The sequence below is a fragment of the Bradyrhizobium sp. genome (assembly GCF_035652035.1).
Lineage (GTDB): Bacteria > Pseudomonadota > Alphaproteobacteria > Rhizobiales > Xanthobacteraceae > Bradyrhizobium.
Map to the genome: position 1 here is coordinate 1 of NZ_DASREO010000044.1, position 21,069 is coordinate 21,069.

The window sequence follows — 21,069 nt, forward strand, 5'->3', positions numbered from 1 at the left end:
GTGCCGGTGGGGGGTTTTGCGCTTGCGCGGACCCGGCGAAGGCAATGGCTCCGGCCATGGTGATGACGGCCGCCAGAAACGAACGATGCATCGGATATTTCCTCCGTAACGGATGCTCGTATGAATGGCATCCTTCGAGAAACCTTGATTTCAACCACGTGAAAAGTGAGCTCGCTTGCCAGCTCCCTCGCCCCGCCGTGGCCACGCATCTTGACCGCACGACGCATGGCGACGTCAAGTCTTCTCAGGCCTTCGGGTATGGCGCTGCTGGAATAAAGTGCAGGGAAAACTGCGCGCCGCCCATCACCCGGTTCTCGACCTCGATGGTCGCGCCGTGCAGTTCGGCGATGCGTTGCACGATGGAGAGGCCCAGCCCCGAACTGCCCTGACCGTTGCGGTCGCGCCGCCAGAAGCGGTGGAAGATCAGCTCGCGTTCTTCATCCGAAATGCCGGGACCGCGGTCCTGCACAGCGACCGTCCCGTTTTCCTCGACGACGAATTCCACCACCGTATCCTTCGGCGTGTGACGGATGGCATTTTCGGCGAGGTTGCGGATCGCCCGCTTGATCATCTCGGCATTGCCCTTGACGAACACCGGCGTGGCCACGCCCGACAGCGCGATCTCGCGGCCCTGCTCGAGCGCGAGCGGCGCAACGAAGCCCGCGACTTCTGCGGCTGCCGCCTGCAGATCGGCAACCTCCGCCGGGTCGATCGCAAAGGCCTCGAGCTCGGCAATGTCGAGCAGTTGACCCACGACACGGCTCATCGCCTCGATGTCCTGACGCAATGCCTTCGCGACGCCGGGATCATCTAACGTCTCGACGCGGGTGCGCAGGATGGAGAGCGGCGTGCGCAACTCGTGCGCGGCGTCCGCGGTGAATTCGCGCTGCAGCCGGAATCCTTCGTCGAGGCGATCGAGCGCCTTGTTGATGGCGGAGACCAGCGGCCGCACCTCGCTTGGAATTTCCTGCAGCGGAAGGCGAATGTCGGTGCGCGCGGGCGTGATGTGCTGGGCCGTCTCCGAGGCCTGCCGCAATGGCCAGAGCGCGCGGCGGAAGATCGCGATATCGATCACCAGCAGCAGAAGCAGGATCGGTAGCGTGATCCAGCCGACATGGCGGTAGAAATCGTTGACGATGTCGTCGATCAGGACGTCGCTGTTGGCGAGGTCTTCGGCCGCCTGCACCCACACCGTCTTGCCGCCGACAGTGCGGCGGACGCTGGCGCCGGAAATGGCGGCATCGCCGATACGGGTGTCGAGAAACTGCACGGTGGCCGCGCGTGGATCGTCGGCGAACACAGGCGCGTTGCCTTTGAGCGACGAGAACAGCGTCTTACCGGTATCGTCGACGACGGCATAGGAGTAGCGCCCGTAAGGCTGCGAGTAGAGCCCCTGAAGGTTCGGCGGCAAATGCAGCGACAGGTGCCCGTCTTCGAGCTCGAGATGCTCGGCGAGCGACACCGCCTGCTCTTCCATCGCCTCGTTATGAATGTTGTTGGTGGCAACGCTGAGCAGCCACGACAGCGCCACCGACATCAGGACCGACGTGATCGCGACCGCGATCACGTGCAGGATCACGATGCGCGAGATGATCGATTCAAACCGGATCACGCTTTTCCTCTGCGATGAGATAGCCGACGCCGCGGATGGTGTGGATCGTCACCCTGGCGCCCCGGTCTGACAGCTGCTTGCGTAGGCGATGGACATAGACTTCGACGGCGTTACTGGCGACGTCGCCGGAAAGCCCGAAGATGTGATCCTCGACCTGCTTCTTCGAGACCACCCTGCCCTTGCTGCGCATCAGAAGCTCGAGAACTTCAGTTTCGCGCGACGACAGCACCTGCGGCTGATTGTCGATCAAGGCCTGCCGGCCGCGCAGGTCGAATTCGAGATTGGCGATAGAGAGCGAATTGCCGAGCTGCTGGCCAGGCCGGCGCAGCTGCGCTTCCAGCCGCGCCACCAGCTCTTCCAGCGCGAACGGTTTGACCATGTAGTCGTCGGCGCCGGAGCGCAGGCCGGAGACGCGGTCCTGCAAGCCGCCGCGCGCGGTGAGCACCAGCACCGGCGTCGAGTCCTTGCGATGGCGCAATTCACGCAAGATCGCGAGCCCATCGCCATCGGGCAGGCCGAGATCGAGAATGATGGCCGCATAGCTCGTCGTCATCAGCACGGCGCGGGCTTCGGAGGCGGTCGCGAGCAGATCGACCTCATAGCCGGCCGTCCGCAGGCCCTTGGCGAGCAGCTCGGACAACATCGCATTGTCTTCGACGACGAGGAGACGCATGGCTTTGGCCTGAAGATTCTCAGGCCATGCTTTGAGCCCTTTTGCCGGCGACGACAAGCTTGCAGACGATGCGGAGGTTAACGGAACCCTGTGCTGTAAGGCTGATGTAAGAATGTGGCCGCGAACTCTTTTCACCTCCACCTGAAAGGGGGAGGTCGGCACGCCGCGAAGCGCTCTTGCGCTTTGAGGCGCGCCGGGAGGGGGTCAATGCTTTGCCGCTTCTGTCGGATCGACATTCGACCCCCACCCCAACCCTCCCCCTTTCAGGGGGAGGGAGTCCGACCTTCCCGCTCAGCTCTCTCACTCGCAGGCCTTACGAAGCGTCTACTTCACCAGATAATGTCGCAACACTTCGGTCAGCTTTGCCCCGTCCGTTTGCGGCGGCAGGAAGCCGAGATATGTTCCGTCGCGGCCCATCAGATAAAGAAGGCCGGTGTGGTCGATGGCGTACTCGCCGTCGCTGGCCGGCGGCAGTTTGGCGTAAAATGCCTTGTAGGCGTTGGCGACTTTGCGGATTTCTTCCGGCGTGCCGGTCAAGCCGACAAAACTCCCGTGAAAGGCCTTGAGATATTCGCCCAAGACCTTGGTGTCGCGCTCGGGATCGATGGTGATGAAGATCGGCTGCACGCCGTCGGCCAAGGGCCCCAGCGCATCGAGCGCCTGCGTGATCGCCATCAGATCGGCCGGGCATACGTCGGGACAGAACGTGTAGCCGAAATAGACGATCATCAACTTGCCGCGGAAGTCCGTGTCACTGCGCTTGTGCCCATCCTGGTCGGTGAGCGTGAACGGACCGCCGACCGTGCCGTGGCCGTACATCAGGTCTTCCATCATCTCGGCGGCGGTGAAGCGGTCCGGCGGCGCGTCTTCGGCGCGCGCTGCGTGTGCGGAAATGCCAAGCACAAGCAGCGCGGCGATCGCCCGCCACGCTGTCGCTCCCAGAGTTGCCACCGCTCAGATGCCGAAGGTGATGCGCGTGCCGGTGGTCGTCGTCAGCACCTTGCCCGGCATCTGCCGCTGCGCTTCCTGGGTGAAATTGAGCCCGCTGCAATGCATGGGGATCACGACGTCCGGGTTGAGCTTGCCGATCTCGGCGACGACCTGCGTCAGGTAATCCGCCGGCGCGGGACCGAGATGAAAGCCGCCCACGATGGCGTGCACCTTGTCGATGCCGGAGACTTCCATCGCCTGCCGCACCGAATTGACGATGCCGACATGGCCGCACGACGAAATGACGATGAGGCCCTTGTCCTTCAGGTTGAAGCAGGTCGCGTGCTCGTGGATATGCTCGTCGGGCACGATCTTGCCTTCCATCTCGGCCGGCAAATAGTGGCTCCAGTTGCAGCCTGCGCCGTCCTTCAGCTTGAACTCGACAACCGTATTCGGCAGCACCTTCTCGATCGACTTGCGCGCGATCTTGCCGGTGGTGAAAGCGACATCGCCAATGACCGTTGGCGTTTCGCACAGCACGACCTTGACGTCGCGCTTGGCGAGGTCGCGGCGGTCGAGCATGCCGTAGTCGGCGAGATCGCCGCCCGGCGTGCGGTTGTAGCGCTGGCAAAAATTATCCTCGCCGCCGGCATAGATCGAAAGATCCGCCGGCATCGACTTCCGGTGCTTGTCGAGGAAGCCCATCATGCCGCCGAGATGATCCCAATGGCCGTGGCTCATAATCAGCGCGTCGACCTTGGACGGATCGACTTTCAGCAGTTCCAGGTTGTCGTTGATGACGCCCGGTGTCCAACCGAAATCGAGCATGAACGTGCGTTTGACCTCGCCGCGCTGCGGCTCAAGATAGAGCGCCAGGCCCCATTCGCTGTGCAGCGGCCGCAGCGAATTCGAGGACCGGCCGGGTTCGGTTTTGACGCCCGCGACTTCCGCCGACTTGAAGAAGAGGTCGCTGGCGCTATCGACGATCACGCGCATCGAGAGCTTGTCGATGGTCGGCACCTGGATCGGCCCGGCCTTGGCGAGTTCGATGCAGGAAAAGCCGCTTGCTGCGGCAGCGAAACCGGCTGACATTTTCAGCGCGTCGCGTCTATTGAAGTTCGGCATAGGTCACCTCCCCAGGTGGATTGGCGGCAAGTACACGGCGGCTTGTTCGACGTGTCAATGCAAATGGCGGAATCTCGAGCGTTTGTGCTATTCGAGGATCACCATTTGAGCTTTCGGAGCAAACCATGAGCGAAGCCGCCCGGTCCGATGCCGTCGCCACCGAAAAACACGGGTCGGCTGGCGAGGTTTTCGCCGCCTTTCTCAAGTTAGGGGTGATGTCCTTTGGCGGACCGATCGCCCATCTCGGCTATTACCGCGAGGAGCTTGTGATCCGCCGCCGCTGGCTGGATGAAGCGACCTTTGCCGACCTCGTTGCGCTCTGCCAGTTTTTGCCGGGCCCGGCTTCGAGCCAGGTCGGCTTTTCGCTCGGCGTCCTGCGCGGAGGTGGCCTGCTCGGCGGGCTTGCCGCCTGGTTTGCCTTCACCATGCCGTCGGCGATCGTCATGTTCGCTTTCGCAGAACTCGCCGGCCACTTCACCGGGACGCTTGCGCAAGGCTTTCTGCATGGGCTCAAGCTCGTCGCGGTCGCGGTGGTCTCGCAAGCGATCTGGGGCATGTCGAAAAGCCTCACGCCCGACCGGCCACGCGGCGCCATCGCGCTTGCCGCGCTCGCAGTCGTCGTGCTGTTTGGCGGATCGCTGGCGCAGATCGGAGCGATCGTGCTCGGCGCGGTCGCCGGGCTTTGGCTTTGCCGTGGCGAGGCTGCGCCCGCATCGGGCCAGTTGAGTTTTCCGGTGACGCGCGCCGCGAGCATTATCGCGCTGCTATTGTTCGCGGCGCTGCTGTTACTGACGCCGCTCGTGGCCGCGGCGAGCGGATCGCATTCCCTTGCCGTGTTCGATGCGTTCTATCGCTCCGGCGCGCTGGTGTTCGGCGGCGGCCATGTCGTACTGCCGCTGTTGCAGGCCGAAGTCGTCTCGCCCGGCTGGGTCAGCAACGAAGCATTTCTTGCGGGCTATGGCCTGGCGCAGGCCGTGCCCGGACCGCTCTTTACATTCGCCGCCTATCTCGGCGCGGTGATGAACGTACCCCCTGACGGCATCGAGGGCGCGGCGATCGCACTGGTCGCGCTACTCTTGCCGGGCATGCTGCTGGTCTACGGCATGCTGCCGTTCTGGGATTCATTTCGCACCCGCCCCGCGGCGCAAGCGGCGATGCGCGGCACCAATGCCGCCGTGGTCGGCATTTTGGGCGCCGCTCTTTATAATCCGGTCTGGACCGCGGCGGTGTTGAACCCGCGCGACTTCGCGCTGGCGCTGTTCGGCTTCCTGCTGCTCGTGGTCTGGAAGTGGCCGTCCTGGGCCGTGGTCGCGCTGCTGGCATGCGCCGGCACACTGTTTTCATTCCTGTGAAAACCGCAAGCCGAATAAAGCATGGCCGCATGCCCTGAGGGGCGGATTGAATGACGTCGGGGCCTTAACTATGGTGCGCCGCGTGATGAAGACATTCGATCCGATCCAGCGCCTTTTCCGGCCCGCCTCCCTCGCCCTTCTGCTTCTGGCCGTGGCGTATCCCGCCTCCGTGCAGGCAAAATACCCGGATCGTCCCATCCGCTTCGTGGTGCCCTTTGCCGCCGGCGGCGTTGCTGACTCCACGGCGCGCATTGTCGCGGACAAGCTCGCGGAAAAGCTCGGCCAGCGCTTTTATGTCGAGAACCAGCCCGGCGCCGGCGGCATCACCGCCGCGCGGACCGCGCTGAGTGCGGCGGCGGACGGCTATACGTTGATCATGCTGACCAACGGCACCGCCGTGAGCGTGTCGCTGTTCGAAAAACTGCCATTCGACCCGGTGAAGGATTTTGTCGCCGTGTCGAGCCTGGGGTTTTTCGACTTCGCCTTCGTCACCAGCGCCTCATCCGGCTTCAAGACGCTCGGCGAATTCGTCGCAGCAGCGAAGGCAAAGCCCGGCGCGCTCAATGTCGGCACCATCAATGTCGGCTCGACGCAGAACCTCTCGGCTGAACTGTTCAAGACCGCGGCCGGTATCGATTTCACGCTGGTGCCCTATCGCGGCAACCACGACGCGGAGGTCGGGTTGTTGCAGGGCGACGTGTCGCTCGTGATCGACAGCTACTCGGTGCTTCAGGGCAATATCGAGGGCGGCAAGCTCAAGGCGCTGGCGTCTTCCGGCGCGTCACGCTCGGAATCGACGCCCGACCTTCCGACCGTGCAGGAATCCGGTGTCAGCAATTATGATGTCGTGTCCTGGAATGCGCTGTTCGCGCGATCCGGCACGCCGCCTGACGTGATCAAGACGCTGAACGCGGCGCTGCAGGACATTCTCGGCGACGCCGAGACCAAAAAGAAGATGCTTGCACTCGGCATCGAGGCGAAAGCCGGCACGCCGGATGCGATCGAGGACCGGCTGAAGTCCGACATCGACAAGTGGCGGGCCGTGATCGAGAAGGCCCATATTCCGAAGCAATGAGCCGATGACAAAAACCCATCAAACGTCATCGCGAGCGAATGCGAAGCGATCCAGTCTTTCTTTCCAGAGACTCTGGATCGCGTCGTCGCTTACGCTCCTCGCGATGACGAGGTTTCCTGCCATGAAAGGCAAACAAACATGACCGCGCCCGCAACCGATCCCAGGCAATGGAATGTCGGCCTCATCGGCTATGGTGAGGTCGGCCGCATCCTCGCTGAAGACCTGCGCCTTAAGGACGTGCGCATCTCTGCCTACGACATCAAGCTGCGCAGCGACCAGGGCGGAAAGCCTTTGCGCGATCACGCCAGGCAACATGGCGTGACGCTGACATCATCGAATGCCGACCTTGCCGCGCAATCGGATTTCATCGTCTCGGCGGTGACCGCGAGCCAGGCCGTGACGGTCGCGAAGGAATGTGCCGATGCCGTCAGGCAAGGCGCGTGGTTTCTCGATTTCAACTCCGCCTCGCCCGGCGCCAAGCAGCGCGCGGCCGGGATGATTGACGGCGCCGGCGGACGCTATGTCGAGGGCGCGGTGATGACGTCGGTGCCGCCTCTTCGCTTGAAGGTGCCGCTCTTGCTCGGTGGCGGCGGTGCGGCCGCACTCGCGCCGCTGCTCAACGAACTTGGGTTTGCAGCCAAGGTCGCGAGCGACAAACTCGGTGTCGCATCAGCGGTGAAGATGTGCCGCAGCGTGATGATTAAGGGCCTTGAGGCGATGGTGATCGAAAGCTTCACCACCGCGCGCGCCTATGGCGTGGAGGATGCGGTGCTGGCCTCGCTGAAGGAAACGTTCCCCGGTATCGACTGGGAAAAGCAGGGCGCGTACTTCTTCCAGCGCGTGATCGAACATGGCCGCCGCCGCAGCGAAGAAGTACGCGAAGTGGCCGAGACCGTGCGCGAGGCTGGCCTCGAGCCGTGGTCGGCGTCGGGCACCGCCGAACGTCAGGCGTTCATCGCTGACCTCGCCGACCAAGGCATCTTCGGCGATCGCGGCAGAGATGGTTTTGCGCGCAGTGCCGATTGGCGGACAGAAGCGGATCGGGTACTCGGCGCAATCAAATCGAAAACCAAAACTAGATGACTAAGATAAAGGCGGAGAGTCGATGTCATCCGAAGTTGATGCGATAAAGGCCCTATTGCTTCATGAATGGGATCCTATTGGCGTGTCCGGCGTCGACGGGGCTGAAGACGAATACGACCGCTATGCTCTTGAGGTGTGCAAGATGCTTGGAGAAGGTGCCGATGCGCCTGCCATCGCGCACTATCTGAATTGGGTCGTTACAACCTGGATGTCACTTCGAGGCAATGTCGACCTGGATCGAGTAATCGCGAACAAGGCTATCGCGATCCACCAATCAAGACAGAATTGATATCCGAAAGCTACGCATGAAATTCGAAAAAACACCCGGCTGGCTCGACTGGTACGCCGGCCCCTCAAAACCCCGCTTCAAATTGCCGGACGGCGCGGTCGATGCGCATTGCCACGTGTTCGGCCCCGGCGACGAATTCCCGTTCGCACCGGAGCGCAAGTACACGCCATGCGATGCCTCGAAGCATCAGCTCTTTGCGTTGCGCGATCATCTCGGCTTCTCGCGCAACGTGATCGTGCAGGCGACGTGTCACGGCGCCGACAATTCCGCCGTCATCGATGCGCTTGCCGCGTCAAACGGAAAGGCGCGCGGGATTGCAACAGTCAAGCGCAGCGTCACCGACGCGGAATTGGAAGCCATGCATGCAGCAGGCATCCGCGGCGTGCGCTTCAACTTCGTCAAGCGGCTGGTCGACTTCACGCCGAAGGACGAGCTGATGGAGATTGCCGGGCGCATCGCGAAGCTCGGCTGGCATGTCGTGATCTATTTCGAGGCGGTGGATTTGCCGGAGCTGATGGATTTCTTCACCGCGCTGCCGACGACGGTCGTAGTGGATCACATGGGCCGGCCGGATGTGGCGAAGGGTGTGGACGGCGAGGAGTTCGCGCTGTTCGTCGATTTCATGCGACGCCACAACAACGTGTGGTCGAAGGTCAGTTGCCCGGAGAGGTTGTCGGTTTCGGGCCCGCGGGCGCTCCATGGCGAGCGGCAGGCTTATCGCGACGTGGTCCCGTTCGCCCGGCGGCTGGTCGAGCTATTCCCGGAACGCGTACTTTGGGGCACCGATTGGCCGCATCCGAACCTGAAGGACCATATGCCCGACGATGGCCTTCTGGTCGACTTCATTCCCCACATCGCGGTCACACCGGAGTCACAATACCGGCTGCTGGTGGGAAATCCGATGCGGCTTTACTGGCCGGAAGAGACACGTTGAGACGGCTTCTCTAGTGCCCACTTTCCGAAGTTCGTGTTATTTCTCAGCATCCACCGTTCACGAATTTCGGAAAGTCATGGGCACTAGCAAACCTATAAATTCTAGTGCCGCATATCTATTTGACGTTCCCGGATCGAATACGCCGCTTGCGGTGCAGGAACGTCAAATAGGCGGTACTAGTGGACCGTCTCGAAGCGATACTCTTCCCCCTCGTCACCCAGCGACATGATGGTATAAAGCCGCTGCAACTCTTCCTCGAGGTGCTCATTTACGAGCATCAGCGCCTCAAGCGCCCCGCGCATGTTGCCATCACACGACGCAATGATCTTTTCGATAGCAACTTCAGTCCGCTTGTACGCCATGGTAATCCCCTACTGAACAACCCGCATGCCCATATCCGGGTGTGATTGGGGCAAAATTCGGCGTCGCAAACGATGATTTGATGGCTCCTCACAGTTATCCCCTGACCAAAATTTGGCGGGAATCGCAGCAGCTATGCAGCAATCGCAAGGGAGCGCGGGCTGACGACATACTCCTTCAGGACGTTGTCCTTGGCGTCGGTCTCAACCAGGGATACGTCATAGGTCCAGAGATCAGCGAGATGTTGCAGGACGCGCCTTGCATCCGTTTCGTTGAGCTGGGCGCCCTTTACTACCGTATGGCGAAGCATCAGCCGCCGGTCGCCGGCCAGATCGACATCGATCACCTCGATGTTGGGATCGATGAAGCCGACGTCGTATTGCCGCGCGAGTTCGCGGCGGATGCGGCGATAGCCGCGCGCGTCGTGGATCGCATCGACCTTGATGCCTTCGGTGAATTCCGGATCGTCGTGCAGATGAAACAGCCGCCAGTTGCGGATCAGCTTCGGCGACAGGAACTGGCTGACAAAGCTTTCATCACGGTAGTTGGCCCAGACCGAGCGCAGCGTCCCCATCACGTCGCCTGAGCCGGCGATATCCGGAAACCACTCGCGATCCTCGTCGTCGGGCTTGGTCACGATGCGCTCGATATCCTGCATCATCGCAAAGCCGAGCGCATACGGGTTGAAATCCGAGAAGCGCTGGTCGTCGAACTCGGGCTGGAACACCACGTTGGTGTGCGATTGCAGGAATTCGAGGAAGTTGCCGTCGGAGATGCGGCCCTGCTCGTGAAGACGGTTCATGATGCGATAGTGCACGTAGGTCGCCGTGCCCTCGTTCATGACCTTGGTCTGGCTCTGCGGATAGAAGTATTGCGCGATGTGGCGCACGATCCGCAAGATCTCGCGCTGCCAGGGATGCAGGCGCGGCGCGGTCTTTTCCAGGAAGTAAAGAATGTTCTCCTGCGGCAGGCCGAGCATCGCGCGGCGGCGTTCGGAGTTCAGGATCTCGGTGGTCTTGGCCGGTCCCGACGGCACGGTGCGCCAGAGATCGTTGAAGACGCTCTGCTCGTGCTCGCGCCGTTCGCGGGCGCGCTTTTCCTCCAGCCGAAGATCGAGGCCCTTCTTGCCGGGATAGCGATCGATGCCGTGCGACATCAGGGCATGCGCGGCATCGAGCGTGATCTCGACCGCGCGCCGTCCGTAGCGCTCCTCGCAGCTTGCGATATAGCCCTTGGCGAAATCGAGATAGTCGAGAATGCCGTCGGCGTCGGTCCATTGCTTGAACAGGTAATTGTTCTTGAAGAAATGGTTGTGGCCGAAGGCGGCGTGCGCGATCACCAGCGTCTGCATGGTCGCGGTGTTCTCTTCCATCAGATATGAGATGCACGGCGAGGAGTTGATCACGATCTCATAGGCAAGGCCCATCAGTCCCTTGCGATAGAAGGTCTCGTGATGGGCGAAGCGCTTGCCGAACGACCAGTGCTTGTAGAACAGCGGCATGCCGGACGATGAATACGCATCCAGCATCTGCTCGGCGGTGATGATCTCGATCTGGTTCGGATAGGTGTCGAGGCCGAGTTCGCCGTGCGCGATTTCCTCGCAGGCATCGTGGATATGCTGCAATTGCCGGAAATCCCAGTCGGCGCCTTCGAACAGCAGTTCGCCTGACGTCATGATGCCGCCTTCTCCTGCGTCTTGCGACGCTGAAACAGATCGTGGAACACCGGAAAGATTTCGTTGCGGGTCGCCACCTTGCGCATCGATAGCGGCGCGCCTTCGCTGCGCAGCCGCTGATACAGCGTCCACAGCGAGGAATCCGGCATCTCGAAGGTCGAGCCGTTGGCCTCGCCGACTTCGAGATAGGCAAAGAACTGACTGACCGGGAGAATGTTCTCGGTGAGCAGTCGCCCGGTGAGCGCGCTGTCGGCGATCGAGTTGTCGCCGTCGGAGGCCTGCGCCGCATAGATGTTCCAGTCGGCGGGGCGGAAGCGCGAACGCACGATGTCGCTCATGGCCTGCAACGCGCTCGACACCATGGTGCCGCCGGAGGCAGGACCGTAGAAGAACGTCTGCTCGTCGACTTCCTCGGCGCGGTCGGTATGGCGGATGAAGACGATCTCGACATGCCGGTAGCGGCGGGTGAGGAACACGTAGAGCAGCATGTAGAACCGCTTTGCGAGGTCCTTCATGTGTTCGGTCATCGAGCCCGACACGTCCATCAGGCAGAACATGACGGCCTGCGCCACCGGCTTCGGCACGGTCTCAAACCGGCGATAGCGGATGTCGATCGGATCGATGAAGGGAATGCGCTTGGCTTTTGCCTTGAGCGTCTCGATCTGCGCGATCAGTGCGGCGCGGCGATCCTCATCACCGCAAGCGTCCAACTCGGCCTCGAGCTCGGCGATCTTTTCCGGCTTCGGCCGCCGCAGCGCCACACGCCGCGCCAGCGCAAGCTGCACGGTGCGGCTCACCGAGATATTGGCGGGCGAGCCTGAGGTGGAATAGCCGGCGCGTTGCAGGCCCTGGCTCTCGACTTCGGCGAGCTTGCGCTTGGCGAGATCCGGCAATTCGAGATCGTCGAGGAACAGATCGACGAATTCGTCCCGAGACAGCACGAAGCGGAAATCGTCCTCGCTGTCGCCCTCGCCCGCTTGCGAACCGCGGCCACCTCCGCCATTCGGGCGCGGCAGCACGTCGCCCTCGACGAACTTCTTGTTGCCGGGCAAGACGCGATCGCGCGTGCCGCCCTCGGTGCGGAAGCGCGGCTCGTGCATCCCGTCGAGCGGGATCGAGACCTCGCCGCCTTCCAGGACATCCTTGATGTCCCGGCCCTCGGACGTCTTCTTGACGGCGCCCTGCACCAGCGCCTTGGCGCGGCGCAGGAACCTTTGGCGGTTCTCCAGGCTCTTCGAGCCTGGATTCAGTCGCCGATCGACGATGAACATCACCACTAGTGAACACTCTCCGACGTTCGTGTTGCACTTCAGCGCCCACCTTTTACGAAGCGGGCGCTAGCTGTTGCATCTAGCCGGCTTGTTTCACCCGCATGTACCATTCGACGAGGCGGCGGACCTGGCGCTCGGTGTAACCGCGCCCGACCATCCGCGCGACGAAATCGCCGTGCTTCTTTTCGGTCTCGCCGTCCTTCTTCGATCCGAACGAGATCACCGGAAGCAGATCCTCGACTTGCGAGAAGATGCGCTTTTCGATGACTTCGCGGACTTTCTCATACGACGTCCAGGACGGGTTCTTGCCGTTATTCTGGGCGCGCGAGCGCAGCGAGAACTTGACGACCTCGTTGCGGAAGTCCTTCGGATTGGCGATGCCGGCCGGCTTCTCGATCTTGGTCAGCTCCTGATTGAGCAGATCGCGATTGAGCATCTGTCCAGTGTCGGGATCCTTGAAGTCCTGATCCTCGATCCAGGCATCGGCGTAATCGACGTAACGGTCGAACAGGTTCTGGCCGTAGTCGGAATAGGATTCCAGATACGCCTTCTGGATTTCATTGCCGATGAACTCGGCATAGCGCGGCACGAGTTCGGCCTTGATGAATTCGAGATAGCGCTTCTCGATCTCTTCCGGCAGTTGCTCGCGCCGGATCGAATGCTCCAGCACATACATCAGGTGCACCGGGTCGGCGCCGATCTCGCTGGTGTCGTGGTTGAAGGTCGACGCCAGCACCTTGAAGGCAAAGCGCGTCGAGACGCCGTCCATGCCTTCGTCGACGCCGGCGGCATCGCGATATTCCTGCACGCTGCGCGCCTTGGGATCGCTTTCCTTCAGGCTCTCGCCGTCATAGACGCGCATCTTTGCGAACAACGTCGAGTTCTCGTGCCGGCGCAGGCGCGACATCACCGAAAAGCGCGCCAGCGTCTCCAGCGTCGACGGCGCGCAGGGCGCGGCCGCGAGTTCGGAGCCGGTGATCAGCTTGTCGTATATCTTCTGTTCTTCGGTGACGCGCAGGCAGTACGGCACCTTGATGACGCAGATGCGGTCGATGAAGGCTTCGTTGTTCTTGTTCGACTTGAAGCTCTGCCACTCGGCTTCGTTGGAGTGCGCGAGAATGATGCCGGTGAACGGGATCGCGCCGATATTCTCGGTGCCGATATAGTTGCCTTCCTGCGTCGCCGTCAGCAGCGGATGGAGCATCTTGATCGGCGCCTTGAACATCTCGACGAATTCGAGAATGCCCTGGTTGGCGCGGTTCAACCCGCCGGAGTAGCTATACGCATCGGGATCGTTCTGCGCATAGGTCTCGAGCTTGCGGATATCGACCTTGCCGACCAGCGAGGAGATGTCCTGGTTGTTCTCGTCGCCCGGTTCGGTCTTGGCGATCGCGATCTGACGCAGGCGCGAGGGCTGGATCTTGGCGACGCGGAAGCGGGAGATGTCGCCGCCGAAGGCTTCCAGACGCTTGTAGCACCACGGGCTCATCAGACCGTTGAGACGGCGGCGCGGGATGCCGTACTTCTCTTCGATCATCGGGCCAAGATTCTCGGGATCGAACAGGCCGAGCGGAGACTCGAACACCGGCGAGAGCTCGTCGCCGGCCTTGAGCACGTAGATCGGATGCACTTCCATCAACGACTTCAAGCGCTCGGCGAGCGACGACTTGCCGCCTCCGACCGGGCCGAGCAGATAGAGAATCTGCTTGCGCTCTTCGAGACCCTGCGCGGCGTGACGGAAGAAACCGACGATGCGCTCGATCGTTTCTTCCATGCCGTGAAAGCCGGCGAAGGCCGGATAGACGCGCATGGTCCGGTTCAAAAAAATACGGCCAAGGCGTGGGTCCCTGGCCGTGTCTATCATCTGAGGCTCACCGATCGCAGCTAGTAGTCGTTCGGCCGAATTTGCGTATCTCATTGGGTCGCCTCGACACGACTCCAGATATTCCGCCATCGACATGTCGCTTTCGCTCCGCGCCTCAAACGATCGGGCGAAAGCGTTGAATAGAGAGTCGTTATACATTGATCCCGCTCCTCATCTGGTTGCTGCAGTGTTCGAGCGTGTGTGCGTCACATTCACGTCGTCGAACGCTGCTGTACCGGCCCCGCGAATCAGTCTCCGCACTTACCTCCGATGGAAACGCGACCGACTCCAAGGGGCAATGCAATACTTATGCTGGACGATCCGCCGTGGATAAAAAATCATCTGAATCCTACGCCGTGTAACCGTATCGCAACATTCCGGATCACTACTGCCATGCTGTCACGCGAACGATTAACGCATTATTAACGATAATCTGTCCGCGGCCGGTCCAATAAATTTAAGCATCGGGACCGGCAATATCGCGGCACCGGCCTTCACAAGCGCGATAGCGGCGCGACGCGTTGACGCGGAATAGGAACCAAACCGTTCCTGTTCTCGCGTTTGTGACAGCCGTCCTCGCCGAGTGCTGCCGCCGCGCCCCAGGAGAGCCTGTCGCATTCGACTAACGGCGAAGACGGGGCCGCGATCAGCCGATTTCCGCTGCAAAACGGGGCGAACAATCGGCCTGAACCGGGCGGATTCAGGCTTGCAAACCGGCTCTTACCCGGGTTTTTTCGGGGTATAGTTTGATCGTTGGAATCGACCCGCCGCCTTCGGCAAGGTGGCAGCCCTGTGATTTCTGACAGGCAGCCGAAAAAACAGGCGGGATACGGCAATTTTTGTGCAAGGAATGGTCATGACTCCCAGTGCAGACGTGTCGACGATTCTCAACCGCATCCTCGACACCGCGGCCGACAATTTGCGGGTCGCCAAGATCCTGATCCAGCTGGGGCTCGACCCCAACAACGTCACCTATGACGCGATCTTCAACCGCCTGCTCGAACTGTTCCTCGCCAACATCACGCTCGCCAACCTGCTCGCGCTGATCGGCGCCATCTTCTTTGTCGCGACGCTTCTGACCCAGACGATGGTGCCCTTGCGCGTCGCCAACATGATCGGCTGCGCCTTCTTCGCCGGCTTCGGCGCGCTCGCTGGAAACATCACGACCTTCCTGCTCTATCTCTTGATGGTTCCGATCAACGCCTGGCGGCTGCGCCAGATGCTCCAGCTCGTGAAGATGGCGCGCGGCGCGACGCAAGGCGATACCTCGATGGAATGGCTGAAGCCGTTCATGACCGAGCGCAAGTACAAGCAGGGCGACGTGCTGTTCAAAAAGGACGATGCCGCCAACGAAATGATGTTGACCGTCACCGGCAAATTCCTGGTGAAAGAGATCAGCGTCGAGCTGCCGCCGGGCCGGCTGATGGGCGAACTCGGTTTCCTGTCGCCCGACAACAAGCGGACGGCGACCGTCACCTGTCTCGAGGACGGCCATGTGCTGACAATCACTTACGAGAAGCTGCTCGAGATCTACTTCCAGAATCCGCAGTTCGGCTATTACTTCCTGGTGCTGACCAGCCAGCGGCTGCTCGAAAACATCGCGCGGCTGGAAGGTATCATCGCGCAGAACAAGATCGCGACCCAGCCGACGCCGAATTAACCCGGCCTGCGGCGAATTGGGCCGTGGACTCATCAATGCACAGCCAATCATATGGCCGCCATAGCGACCGCCAAATAGGGCGAGAGGCCATGCTGGAAGCTGACAAGCTGTTCGCCGGCTCGATTCCGGAAAATTACGACCGCTATATGGTGCCGTTGATTTTCGCGCCCTACGCCGCCGATATGGCGCGGCGCACCGCCGCTCTGTCGCCAGGCGCCGTTCTGGAAATCGCCGCGGGCAGCGGGGTTGTCACCCGCGCGTTGGCGCCGCGACTGCGCAGCGACGCGAGCTATACCGTGACCGATCTCAACCAGCCGATGATCGACTACGCCGCCTCACAACAGCCTCCGGACGCGCGCATCACATGGCGTCAGGCGGATGCCCTGGGGCTGCCGTTTGAAGATGCGAGCTTCGATCTCGTATGTTGCCAGTTCGGCGCGATGTTCTTTCCCGACCGCGTACGTGGCTATCGCGAAGCAAGGCGGGTGTTGAAACGAGGCGGACATTTTCTGTTCAGCGTTTGGGATCGCATCGAGGAAAACGTATTTGCCGACGATGTGACGAATGCGCTCGCACGGATTTTTCCGGACGATCCGCCGCGCTTCATGGCGCGCACGCCGCACGGCTATCACGACACGGCGCTGATCCGCCGCGAGCTAGACGACGCCGGCTTCTCCCGCGTGACGATCGAGACACGCGCCGAACAAAGCCCTGCCCCCTCGGCGCGCATCGTGGCCGTTGCCTATTGTCAGGGAACGCTGCTGCGAAGCGAGATCGAGGCACGGGAGCCGGGAAAACTGCAATCGGCAACCGACACGGTCGAAGCCGCAATTGCAGACAAGCATGGAAGCGGCAGGATATCAGCCAAGATTCAGGCCCACGTCATCATGGCTTCGGTCTAGGCTGCCGGCGCCTCATTGCGCCGCCCACGTTGGATTGCGCCTCGCCGCCGCCAGCGCGCAAACCTGCAAGCCGGCGACGACAAGCGGGCCGATCGTCTTGCCGATATCCGCCGAATAGGCACCTACGGCCGCGTCAGCAATTTGCACCAGGGCGCCGATAGCTCCCAGTAGCCAAAGCTCAGATCCCCGTCTCCTGATGGCGGCTCCGACGGCGCAGCCGGCCAACACCAGCGACCTCGAAAACGCATAGAGCGCGAAGGTGGTCACGGCGGGGGTCGCAGACAGGCCGACCGGCAAAATCGCCTCCGGCCGGACCAGCCCGGCCGTGGCAAAGCCAAGCGACGTCATGACATTCAGGATCGTCACAATCGCGAGCAGCCGCATTTTTCACCTCCGCGCCATCCGTGTTGCGTCACCCCTACGGGCGCGCTATATCATCGCTATATATACTTGTATAACGCCGCTATAGAGTCAACCCGTCGGGACAATGGAGACATCGGATCGAATCCTGAAGGTCGCGCTGCAGCTTCTCGAAAGAGCAGGACCGGCAGCGCTCACCACGCGCGCGATTTGCGAAAGAGCACGCGTCACGGCGCCGACTCTCTATCACCACTTCGGTGCCAAGGACGGGTTGCAACGCGCCCTGGTTCGTCGCATCGTGGAGGCGTTTCTCGCGCAAAAGCGTTCCTTGCGCCCGACCGAAGACGCGTTGGCCGACCTCGAGCGGGGCTGGAATGGATGGATCGGCTTTGCGCTCGCCTATCCAAACCAATTTCGACTGATGATCGAAACAGCCCGGATCGATCCATCCGTGAGCTCGAGCGGATATGAACTGCTTCGAGGGATTATCGACCGTCTGGCCGCCGAAGGAAGGCTTCGCACCGATGCGGAAACGGCCGCGCGTACGGTATGGGCCGCATCGAACGGCGTCCTGACCCTTTTTTTTCAAGGCGAAACCGCCGCCCACGTGCGCGCTTCAAGCGATCTGATGCTGGAATCTCTGGTTGGACGGTTGATCAAATAACAAGGCGAGGATTCATCGATTATGGTCTAAGTTCACGATCAGAGCGCACCGATTGACAATGCGGAAGAGGAATCGAACATGAAGGGATGGCGCGCACGGATCGGATTTCTGGTGCCGCCGGGAAATCCAACGCTCGAGCCGGAAATGATGGAGCTCGCGCCTGAAGGCGTATCGCTTCACTTCACCCGGATGTCGGCGGCGGGCCCGGCCGGCACGCATACCGGCCAGGAAGAACGCAACCTCAGCCAGGTCGCGAGCGTGCCCGATTGCGTCAAGCTGCTGTCGATGGTGTCGCCTGCCGTGATCGCGATGGCGCACACGGCAACGAGCTATACGCTCGGCCAGGTGCGCGAAGCCGAACTGGTCGCGCGGATGGAAACCTTGAGCGGGGCGCGTTTCATCACCGCCTTTGGCAGCGTGCTTGCCGCCTTCGCGCATCTCGGCAGCCGGCGTGTTGCCTATGCGACGCCCTATTCGGCCGACATGACCGCGCGCGGCAGGCAGCATCTCGAGGATTGCGGCGTTCAGGTCGTAAGCTCCGGCCATCTCGCCGACGTGCGCAACATCTATGAGGAGACCAGCGAGCGCGCTTATGCGATCGCGCGCCAGGTCGACCATCCCGAGGCGGACGTGATTTTTCTCTCCGGCGTCGGCATGCCGACTCTCGATGCATTGCAGGTGCTCGAGGACGACACCGGAAAGCCCGTAATCTCGGCGGCATCAGCCATGATGTGGCACGCGCTGCGCACGGCCGGCGTGAATTGCGGCATCAAGGGTTATGGCAGGCTGCTGGAAGGCGACTAGATTGGGCGTTAGCCGAGAGGTCTTTTGAGGGGGCGGCATGAACAAGCGTAACTTGCAGATCGCGATGGCGCTGCTCGGCGCGATCCCCGTGCTCACCGGCATCATCAGCATGTTCGGCCTGAGCGATCCGCTCTATACCTCGGCCGGCATCCCCTCAAATGCCCTGCTCGACAGCAACCTGCGCTTCTTTGCGGGCGTTTGGCTGGGCCTCGGACTGGCGCTCTACTGGATCATTCCGTCAATCGAAAAGCAGACGCTTCTGTTCCGCGTGCTGTGGGGCATGATCTTTCTGGGCGGCATAGGCCGCTTGGCATCAATGCTCTTTCTTGCTATTCCGCCGCTGCCCTTTGTTGGATTTACGATTTTGGAAATCGTTGGCGCGCCCTTTTTCATCTGGTGGCAAGCGCGGCTGAACGCCACCGGCAAAGCGCTAGATTAGAGGATTCAACGATGTCCGACGGTTCCCGGGTGATCTTGCTGCTGATTGTTGGCGCGTTATCCGCCATGCTGGTCTCGCCGCGCCCGGCCCACGCGCAGTCCGATCGCTTGGGCAAGGCCCAACCAGCCGAACGCGCCGACACCACTTGGGCCGCGCTTGACGTCACCAGGGCAATCACGAACGCGATCGACGAAAGCAAGGAGGGCGACGAATTGCGCGAAAGGCTGGTGCGCCGCTTTTCCGAATGTTCGCTGATGTATGGCGGCCTCTCGACGCTTACGACCAACGTCGAAGCCAGGAAGAGCTACGTGCAGGCCCAGGAAGCAACGATGGAAATCGAAGGGGCGATCGCAAAGCCCCTGACGCGGGAAAAGCGACTTGAGCTCGAAGAAAGCGCGCGGCGGTCGGTGGCGCTTTTGCTGCGGACGGTGAAGGCGCAGGGCAACAAGGAAGTCGCTCCGCTCTTGAAGAACTGCAAGGAGCTGAACGATCTGAACGAAATCAAGACCGGCCTGCGAGAGCTTCCGAAGCAATAAGGCCTGACGGCGCGGCGCAATCTACTTGGCTTCCGGAATGTCCGACCCGATCCGCCAGAGCACGCCGGTCGGATCGATCAGGATGAAATCGCGAAGGCCCCACTCGCGGTCCTCCGGCGGCTCGGCCTTGATACCGTATTTGGACGGAATTCCCTTCGCCTCGACATGACGCCACCAGGCATCGGCGTCAGTGACGATCATGTGCATCATGAAGTTGTCGGCGTGCTCCTTGACGTAATGTTTCTGAAGCAGGAACGAACAATTTCCGTGACTGAGATAAGCGAGGCCCTCGCTGGACCATGCGAGCTCGAAGCCGAGATCCTGATAGAACTGCTTGGACAGTTCGAAGTCGCGCGCCGGTACGAAAGCCTTGATCTCCACGGACTTCAGCTCACTCACGATCGCTTCTCCCCTTTGGGCCACGCTGCCGGTATTCTGGCCAAATCCACTTCACGAGTGTGACGGCAATTGGCCTTATTCCTGAATGTTCACGATCATTCTATCGGGGCGCGCGCATGGATCGACCCACCAAGGCAACGCTGTGGATCGCCTTCGTCGTCATCGCCTCCTATTTTGCGTGGTTCTTCCTTGATTGCGCGCTCGATTCAAGCTGCCATCTCGTGTGCGTGGCCGGTGGCCGCGGCGGCTGCCATACCGAAAGGACGGCCGGTCCAAAATAACATCCAAAATAACCTGGGGGCGGCGCGAACGGGCGGCCCGCGCCCGCTAACACAATTTAAGCAATTTTCTCTAAGCTACGGTCAGATTCGAAACGGCCTCGCGCCGGGTTCGGCCTTGAGAGGCGAACGGTGACCAGCGCCGCCGTTTGCTGTTGATGCAACCGAGATTGACCCCTTCACCGGAGGGTTAAGATGTATTTTGTAGCTGGAGCGCTCGCAATCCTGTCTGGCCTTTTCTACATGGCCGGCAAGCACGAACTCGGCGGTTTCGGCGCGACGATGTGCCAGTATGGCGGCACGTTCTGCGACAGCCCGTACTATGTGCTGGTTGCCGCGATTCTCGCAGGCGTCTGGGCCAAGTTCGTCAGCATGCGCTGACACCCCGACACCGAAATTCGCTGCGCTTCCTTCTCGCGGCCAGCCAAAGTCCCGCCGGACTAACATTTGTTGAGGCCGCCTTCCCTGAGCTTGCTAGCCTTCCCTCCCGGGAGGTTTTGCAATGCGGGACATGAAGGCTCATCTCGAAAAGCTCCGGACTGATGCGGCCGAGTGCGCGCTGATCAGGGACCTTGCAACCGATCCGGTTAAACGGGAGTTGTTCGCGCGATTGGCCGACCATCTCGGCACGCTCGCAATCGAGGTCGAAGCCGCTATTGCTGCGACGCTCGACCGCGGAGGCACATCGTCGCGCGCGCCCTGATTTCATAGGAACAGGCGGTCGGGCCCGCGGGTTTCCATGGAACGGCGCCGTAAGCGCCACCGTTCCAAGTGCAGCCAAATG

General features: G+C 61.4%; 24 protein-coding genes and 1 pseudogene. 15 read left to right on the forward strand and 10 right to left on the reverse strand.

The window, feature by feature from the left end; translation table 11 throughout:
- Positions 1 to 244: 244 nt before the first annotated feature.
- The 4 genes from VFB05_RS13390 to VFB05_RS13405 form a co-directional block, all read right to left on the reverse strand.
- Positions 245 to 1,612, reverse strand: a complete 1,368-nt coding sequence (locus VFB05_RS13390; RefSeq protein WP_325013099.1) for an ATP-binding protein — start codon at positions 1,610 to 1,612, stop codon at positions 245 to 247.
- Complete coding sequence (locus tag VFB05_RS13395; protein WP_325013102.1) at positions 1,599 to 2,285, reverse strand: response regulator transcription factor; 687 nt, start codon at positions 2,283 to 2,285, stop codon at positions 1,599 to 1,601. Before VFB05_RS13395 ends, VFB05_RS13390 begins: the two co-directional genes overlap by 14 nt.
- A gap of 324 nt (positions 2,286 to 2,609) precedes the next feature.
- On the reverse strand, positions 2,610 to 3,236 hold the full coding sequence (locus VFB05_RS13400) for an SCO family protein (protein WP_325013104.1): 627 nt from the start codon (positions 3,234 to 3,236) through the stop codon (positions 2,610 to 2,612).
- Positions 3,237 to 3,239: 3 nt separating this feature from the next.
- Complete coding sequence (locus VFB05_RS13405; RefSeq protein ID WP_325013106.1) at positions 3,240 to 4,340, reverse strand: MBL fold metallo-hydrolase; 1,101 nt, start codon at positions 4,338 to 4,340, stop codon at positions 3,240 to 3,242.
- A 125-nt stretch (positions 4,341 to 4,465) separates the two neighbouring features.
- Between VFB05_RS13405 and chrA the strand changes: the two genes are divergently transcribed.
- The 5 genes from chrA (at position 4,466) to VFB05_RS13430 (ending at position 9,073) form a co-directional block, all read left to right on the forward strand.
- On the forward strand, positions 4,466 to 5,692 hold the full coding sequence (gene chrA, locus VFB05_RS13410; protein WP_325013108.1) for a chromate efflux transporter: 1,227 nt from the start codon (positions 4,466 to 4,468) through the stop codon (positions 5,690 to 5,692).
- 85 nt (positions 5,693 to 5,777) lie between these two features.
- On the forward strand, positions 5,778 to 6,767 hold the full coding sequence (locus VFB05_RS13415; RefSeq protein ID WP_325013111.1) for a tripartite tricarboxylate transporter substrate binding protein: 990 nt from the start codon (positions 5,778 to 5,780) through the stop codon (positions 6,765 to 6,767).
- 72 nt (positions 6,768 to 6,839) lie between these two features.
- Positions 6,840 to 7,850 (forward strand): DUF1932 domain-containing protein, encoded by a 1,011-nt coding sequence (locus VFB05_RS13420; RefSeq protein WP_325013178.1) that lies wholly within the window; start codon positions 6,840 to 6,842, stop codon positions 7,848 to 7,850.
- A gap of 22 nt (positions 7,851 to 7,872) precedes the next feature.
- The gene (locus tag VFB05_RS13425; RefSeq protein ID WP_325013113.1) at positions 7,873 to 8,139 is read left to right on the forward strand and encodes a hypothetical protein; all 267 of its coding nucleotides are present in this window, start codon (positions 7,873 to 7,875) and stop codon (positions 8,137 to 8,139) included.
- A 16-nt stretch (positions 8,140 to 8,155) separates the two neighbouring features.
- Complete coding sequence (locus VFB05_RS13430; RefSeq protein WP_325013115.1) at positions 8,156 to 9,073, forward strand: amidohydrolase family protein; 918 nt, start codon at positions 8,156 to 8,158, stop codon at positions 9,071 to 9,073.
- 176 nt (positions 9,074 to 9,249) lie between these two features.
- Here VFB05_RS13430 and VFB05_RS13435 read toward each other — a convergent pair whose 3' ends face one another.
- From VFB05_RS13435 to VFB05_RS13450, 4 genes are all read right to left on the reverse strand, one after another.
- Positions 9,250 to 9,435 carry a hypothetical protein gene (locus VFB05_RS13435; protein WP_072821809.1) on the reverse strand — a complete coding sequence of 62 codons (186 nt, stop codon included), beginning with the start codon at positions 9,433 to 9,435 and terminating at the stop codon, positions 9,250 to 9,252.
- Between the two features lie 131 nt (positions 9,436 to 9,566).
- Positions 9,567 to 11,108: a SpoVR family protein gene (locus VFB05_RS13440; protein ID WP_325013120.1), complete on the reverse strand. Its 1,542-nt coding sequence runs from the start codon at positions 11,106 to 11,108 to the stop codon at positions 9,567 to 9,569.
- A complete protein-coding gene (locus VFB05_RS13445; protein WP_325013180.1) occupies positions 11,105 to 12,379 on the reverse strand; it encodes a YeaH/YhbH family protein in 1,275 nt (424 codons plus the stop codon). The genes VFB05_RS13440 and VFB05_RS13445 overlap by 4 nt, the downstream gene beginning before the upstream one ends.
- Positions 12,380 to 12,458: 79 nt before the next feature.
- Positions 12,459 to 14,402 carry a PrkA family serine protein kinase gene (locus VFB05_RS13450; protein WP_325013122.1) on the reverse strand — a complete coding sequence of 648 codons (1,944 nt, stop codon included), beginning with the start codon at positions 14,400 to 14,402 and terminating at the stop codon, positions 12,459 to 12,461.
- Between the two features lie 697 nt (positions 14,403 to 15,099).
- Between VFB05_RS13450 and VFB05_RS13455 the strand changes: the two genes are divergently transcribed.
- Together VFB05_RS13455 and VFB05_RS13460 are read left to right on the forward strand one after the other, a co-directional pair.
- Positions 15,100 to 15,903, forward strand: a complete 804-nt coding sequence (locus tag VFB05_RS13455; RefSeq protein WP_414643196.1) for a Crp/Fnr family transcriptional regulator — start codon at positions 15,100 to 15,102, stop codon at positions 15,901 to 15,903.
- 89 nt (positions 15,904 to 15,992) lie between these two features.
- Positions 15,993 to 16,805 carry a class I SAM-dependent methyltransferase gene (locus VFB05_RS13460; protein WP_325013126.1) on the forward strand — a complete coding sequence of 271 codons (813 nt, stop codon included), beginning with the start codon at positions 15,993 to 15,995 and terminating at the stop codon, positions 16,803 to 16,805.
- A gap of 12 nt (positions 16,806 to 16,817) precedes the next feature.
- On the opposite strand, the gene VFB05_RS13465 is transcribed toward VFB05_RS13460, so the two are convergent.
- Positions 16,818 to 17,189 carry a hypothetical protein gene (locus VFB05_RS13465; RefSeq protein ID WP_325013128.1) on the reverse strand — a complete coding sequence of 124 codons (372 nt, stop codon included), beginning with the start codon at positions 17,187 to 17,189 and terminating at the stop codon, positions 16,818 to 16,820.
- Between the two features lie 103 nt (positions 17,190 to 17,292).
- Here VFB05_RS13465 and VFB05_RS32170 point away from each other — a divergent pair.
- The 5 genes and pseudogenes from VFB05_RS32170 to VFB05_RS13485 all read left to right on the forward strand — a co-directional run.
- Positions 17,293 to 17,436: pseudogene (locus tag VFB05_RS32170) on the forward strand (helix-turn-helix domain-containing protein); the annotation flags it as partial.
- Positions 17,437 to 17,829: a TetR-like C-terminal domain-containing protein gene (locus tag VFB05_RS13470; protein ID WP_325013130.1), complete on the forward strand. Its 393-nt coding sequence runs from the start codon at positions 17,437 to 17,439 to the stop codon at positions 17,827 to 17,829.
- 78 nt (positions 17,830 to 17,907) lie between these two features.
- On the forward strand, positions 17,908 to 18,633 hold the full coding sequence (locus VFB05_RS13475; protein ID WP_325013132.1) for a hypothetical protein: 726 nt from the start codon (positions 17,908 to 17,910) through the stop codon (positions 18,631 to 18,633).
- A 52-nt stretch (positions 18,634 to 18,685) separates the two neighbouring features.
- The gene (locus VFB05_RS13480; RefSeq protein ID WP_325013134.1) at positions 18,686 to 19,072 is read left to right on the forward strand and encodes a DUF4345 domain-containing protein; all 387 of its coding nucleotides are present in this window, start codon (positions 18,686 to 18,688) and stop codon (positions 19,070 to 19,072) included.
- Positions 19,073 to 19,083: 11 nt separating this feature from the next.
- A complete protein-coding gene (locus VFB05_RS13485) occupies positions 19,084 to 19,608 on the forward strand; it encodes a hypothetical protein (protein WP_325013136.1) in 525 nt (174 codons plus the stop codon).
- Positions 19,609 to 19,629: 21 nt separating this feature from the next.
- Here VFB05_RS13485 and VFB05_RS13490 read toward each other — a convergent pair whose 3' ends face one another.
- Positions 19,630 to 20,007 carry a VOC family protein gene (locus VFB05_RS13490; RefSeq protein WP_325013137.1) on the reverse strand — a complete coding sequence of 126 codons (378 nt, stop codon included), beginning with the start codon at positions 20,005 to 20,007 and terminating at the stop codon, positions 19,630 to 19,632.
- Between the two features lie 116 nt (positions 20,008 to 20,123).
- On the opposite strand from VFB05_RS13490, the gene VFB05_RS13495 reads away from it, so the two are divergent.
- The 3 genes from VFB05_RS13495 to VFB05_RS13505 all read left to right on the forward strand — a co-directional run bounded on the left by VFB05_RS13495 (position 20,124) and on the right by VFB05_RS13505 (position 20,988).
- Positions 20,124 to 20,288 carry a hypothetical protein gene (locus VFB05_RS13495; RefSeq protein ID WP_325013139.1) on the forward strand — a complete coding sequence of 55 codons (165 nt, stop codon included), beginning with the start codon at positions 20,124 to 20,126 and terminating at the stop codon, positions 20,286 to 20,288.
- Positions 20,289 to 20,480: 192 nt separating this feature from the next.
- Positions 20,481 to 20,666: a hypothetical protein gene (locus tag VFB05_RS13500; RefSeq protein ID WP_325013141.1), complete on the forward strand. Its 186-nt coding sequence runs from the start codon at positions 20,481 to 20,483 to the stop codon at positions 20,664 to 20,666.
- Between the two features lie 121 nt (positions 20,667 to 20,787).
- Positions 20,788 to 20,988, forward strand: coding sequence for a hypothetical protein (locus tag VFB05_RS13505; RefSeq protein ID WP_325013143.1), 201 nt, complete (start codon positions 20,788 to 20,790; stop codon positions 20,986 to 20,988).
- Positions 20,989 to 21,069 lie beyond the last annotated feature (81 nt).

Coding starts and splice junctions, on each gene's coding strand:
- VFB05_RS13395 (WP_325013102.1), bottom strand. CDS start 2,285: ATGCGTCTCCTCGTCGTCGAAGACAATGCGATGTTGTCCGAGCTGCTC.
- VFB05_RS13405 (WP_325013106.1), bottom strand. CDS start 4,340: ATGCCGAACTTCAATAGACGCGACGCGCTGAAAATGTCAGCCGGTTTC.
- chrA (WP_325013108.1), top strand. CDS start 4,466: ATGAGCGAAGCCGCCCGGTCCGATGCCGTCGCCACCGAAAAACACGGG.
- VFB05_RS13415 (WP_325013111.1), top strand. CDS start 5,778: ATGAAGACATTCGATCCGATCCAGCGCCTTTTCCGGCCCGCCTCCCTC.
- VFB05_RS13425 (WP_325013113.1), top strand. CDS start 7,873: ATGTCATCCGAAGTTGATGCGATAAAGGCCCTATTGCTTCATGAATGG.
- VFB05_RS13430 (WP_325013115.1), top strand. CDS start 8,156: ATGAAATTCGAAAAAACACCCGGCTGGCTCGACTGGTACGCCGGCCCC.
- VFB05_RS13435 (WP_072821809.1), bottom strand. CDS start 9,435: ATGGCGTACAAGCGGACTGAAGTTGCTATCGAAAAGATCATTGCGTCG.
- VFB05_RS13440 (WP_325013120.1), bottom strand. CDS start 11,108: ATGACGTCAGGCGAACTGCTGTTCGAAGGCGCCGACTGGGATTTCCGG.
- VFB05_RS13445 (WP_325013180.1), bottom strand. CDS start 12,379: ATGTTCATCGTCGATCGGCGACTGAATCCAGGCTCGAAGAGCCTGGAG.
- VFB05_RS13450 (WP_325013122.1), bottom strand. CDS start 14,402: ATGTATAACGACTCTCTATTCAACGCTTTCGCCCGATCGTTTGAGGCG.
- VFB05_RS13455 (WP_414643196.1), top strand. CDS start 15,100: ATGACTCCCAGTGCAGACGTGTCGACGATTCTCAACCGCATCCTCGAC.
- VFB05_RS13460 (WP_325013126.1), top strand. CDS start 15,993: ATGCTGGAAGCTGACAAGCTGTTCGCCGGCTCGATTCCGGAAAATTAC.
- VFB05_RS13465 (WP_325013128.1), bottom strand. CDS start 17,189: ATGCGGCTGCTCGCGATTGTGACGATCCTGAATGTCATGACGTCGCTT.
- VFB05_RS13475 (WP_325013132.1), top strand. CDS start 17,908: ATGAAGGGATGGCGCGCACGGATCGGATTTCTGGTGCCGCCGGGAAAT.
- VFB05_RS13485 (WP_325013136.1), top strand. CDS start 19,084: ATGTCCGACGGTTCCCGGGTGATCTTGCTGCTGATTGTTGGCGCGTTA.
- VFB05_RS13495 (WP_325013139.1), top strand. CDS start 20,124: ATGGATCGACCCACCAAGGCAACGCTGTGGATCGCCTTCGTCGTCATC.
- VFB05_RS13500 (WP_325013141.1), top strand. CDS start 20,481: ATGTATTTTGTAGCTGGAGCGCTCGCAATCCTGTCTGGCCTTTTCTAC.
- VFB05_RS13505 (WP_325013143.1), top strand. CDS start 20,788: ATGCGGGACATGAAGGCTCATCTCGAAAAGCTCCGGACTGATGCGGCC.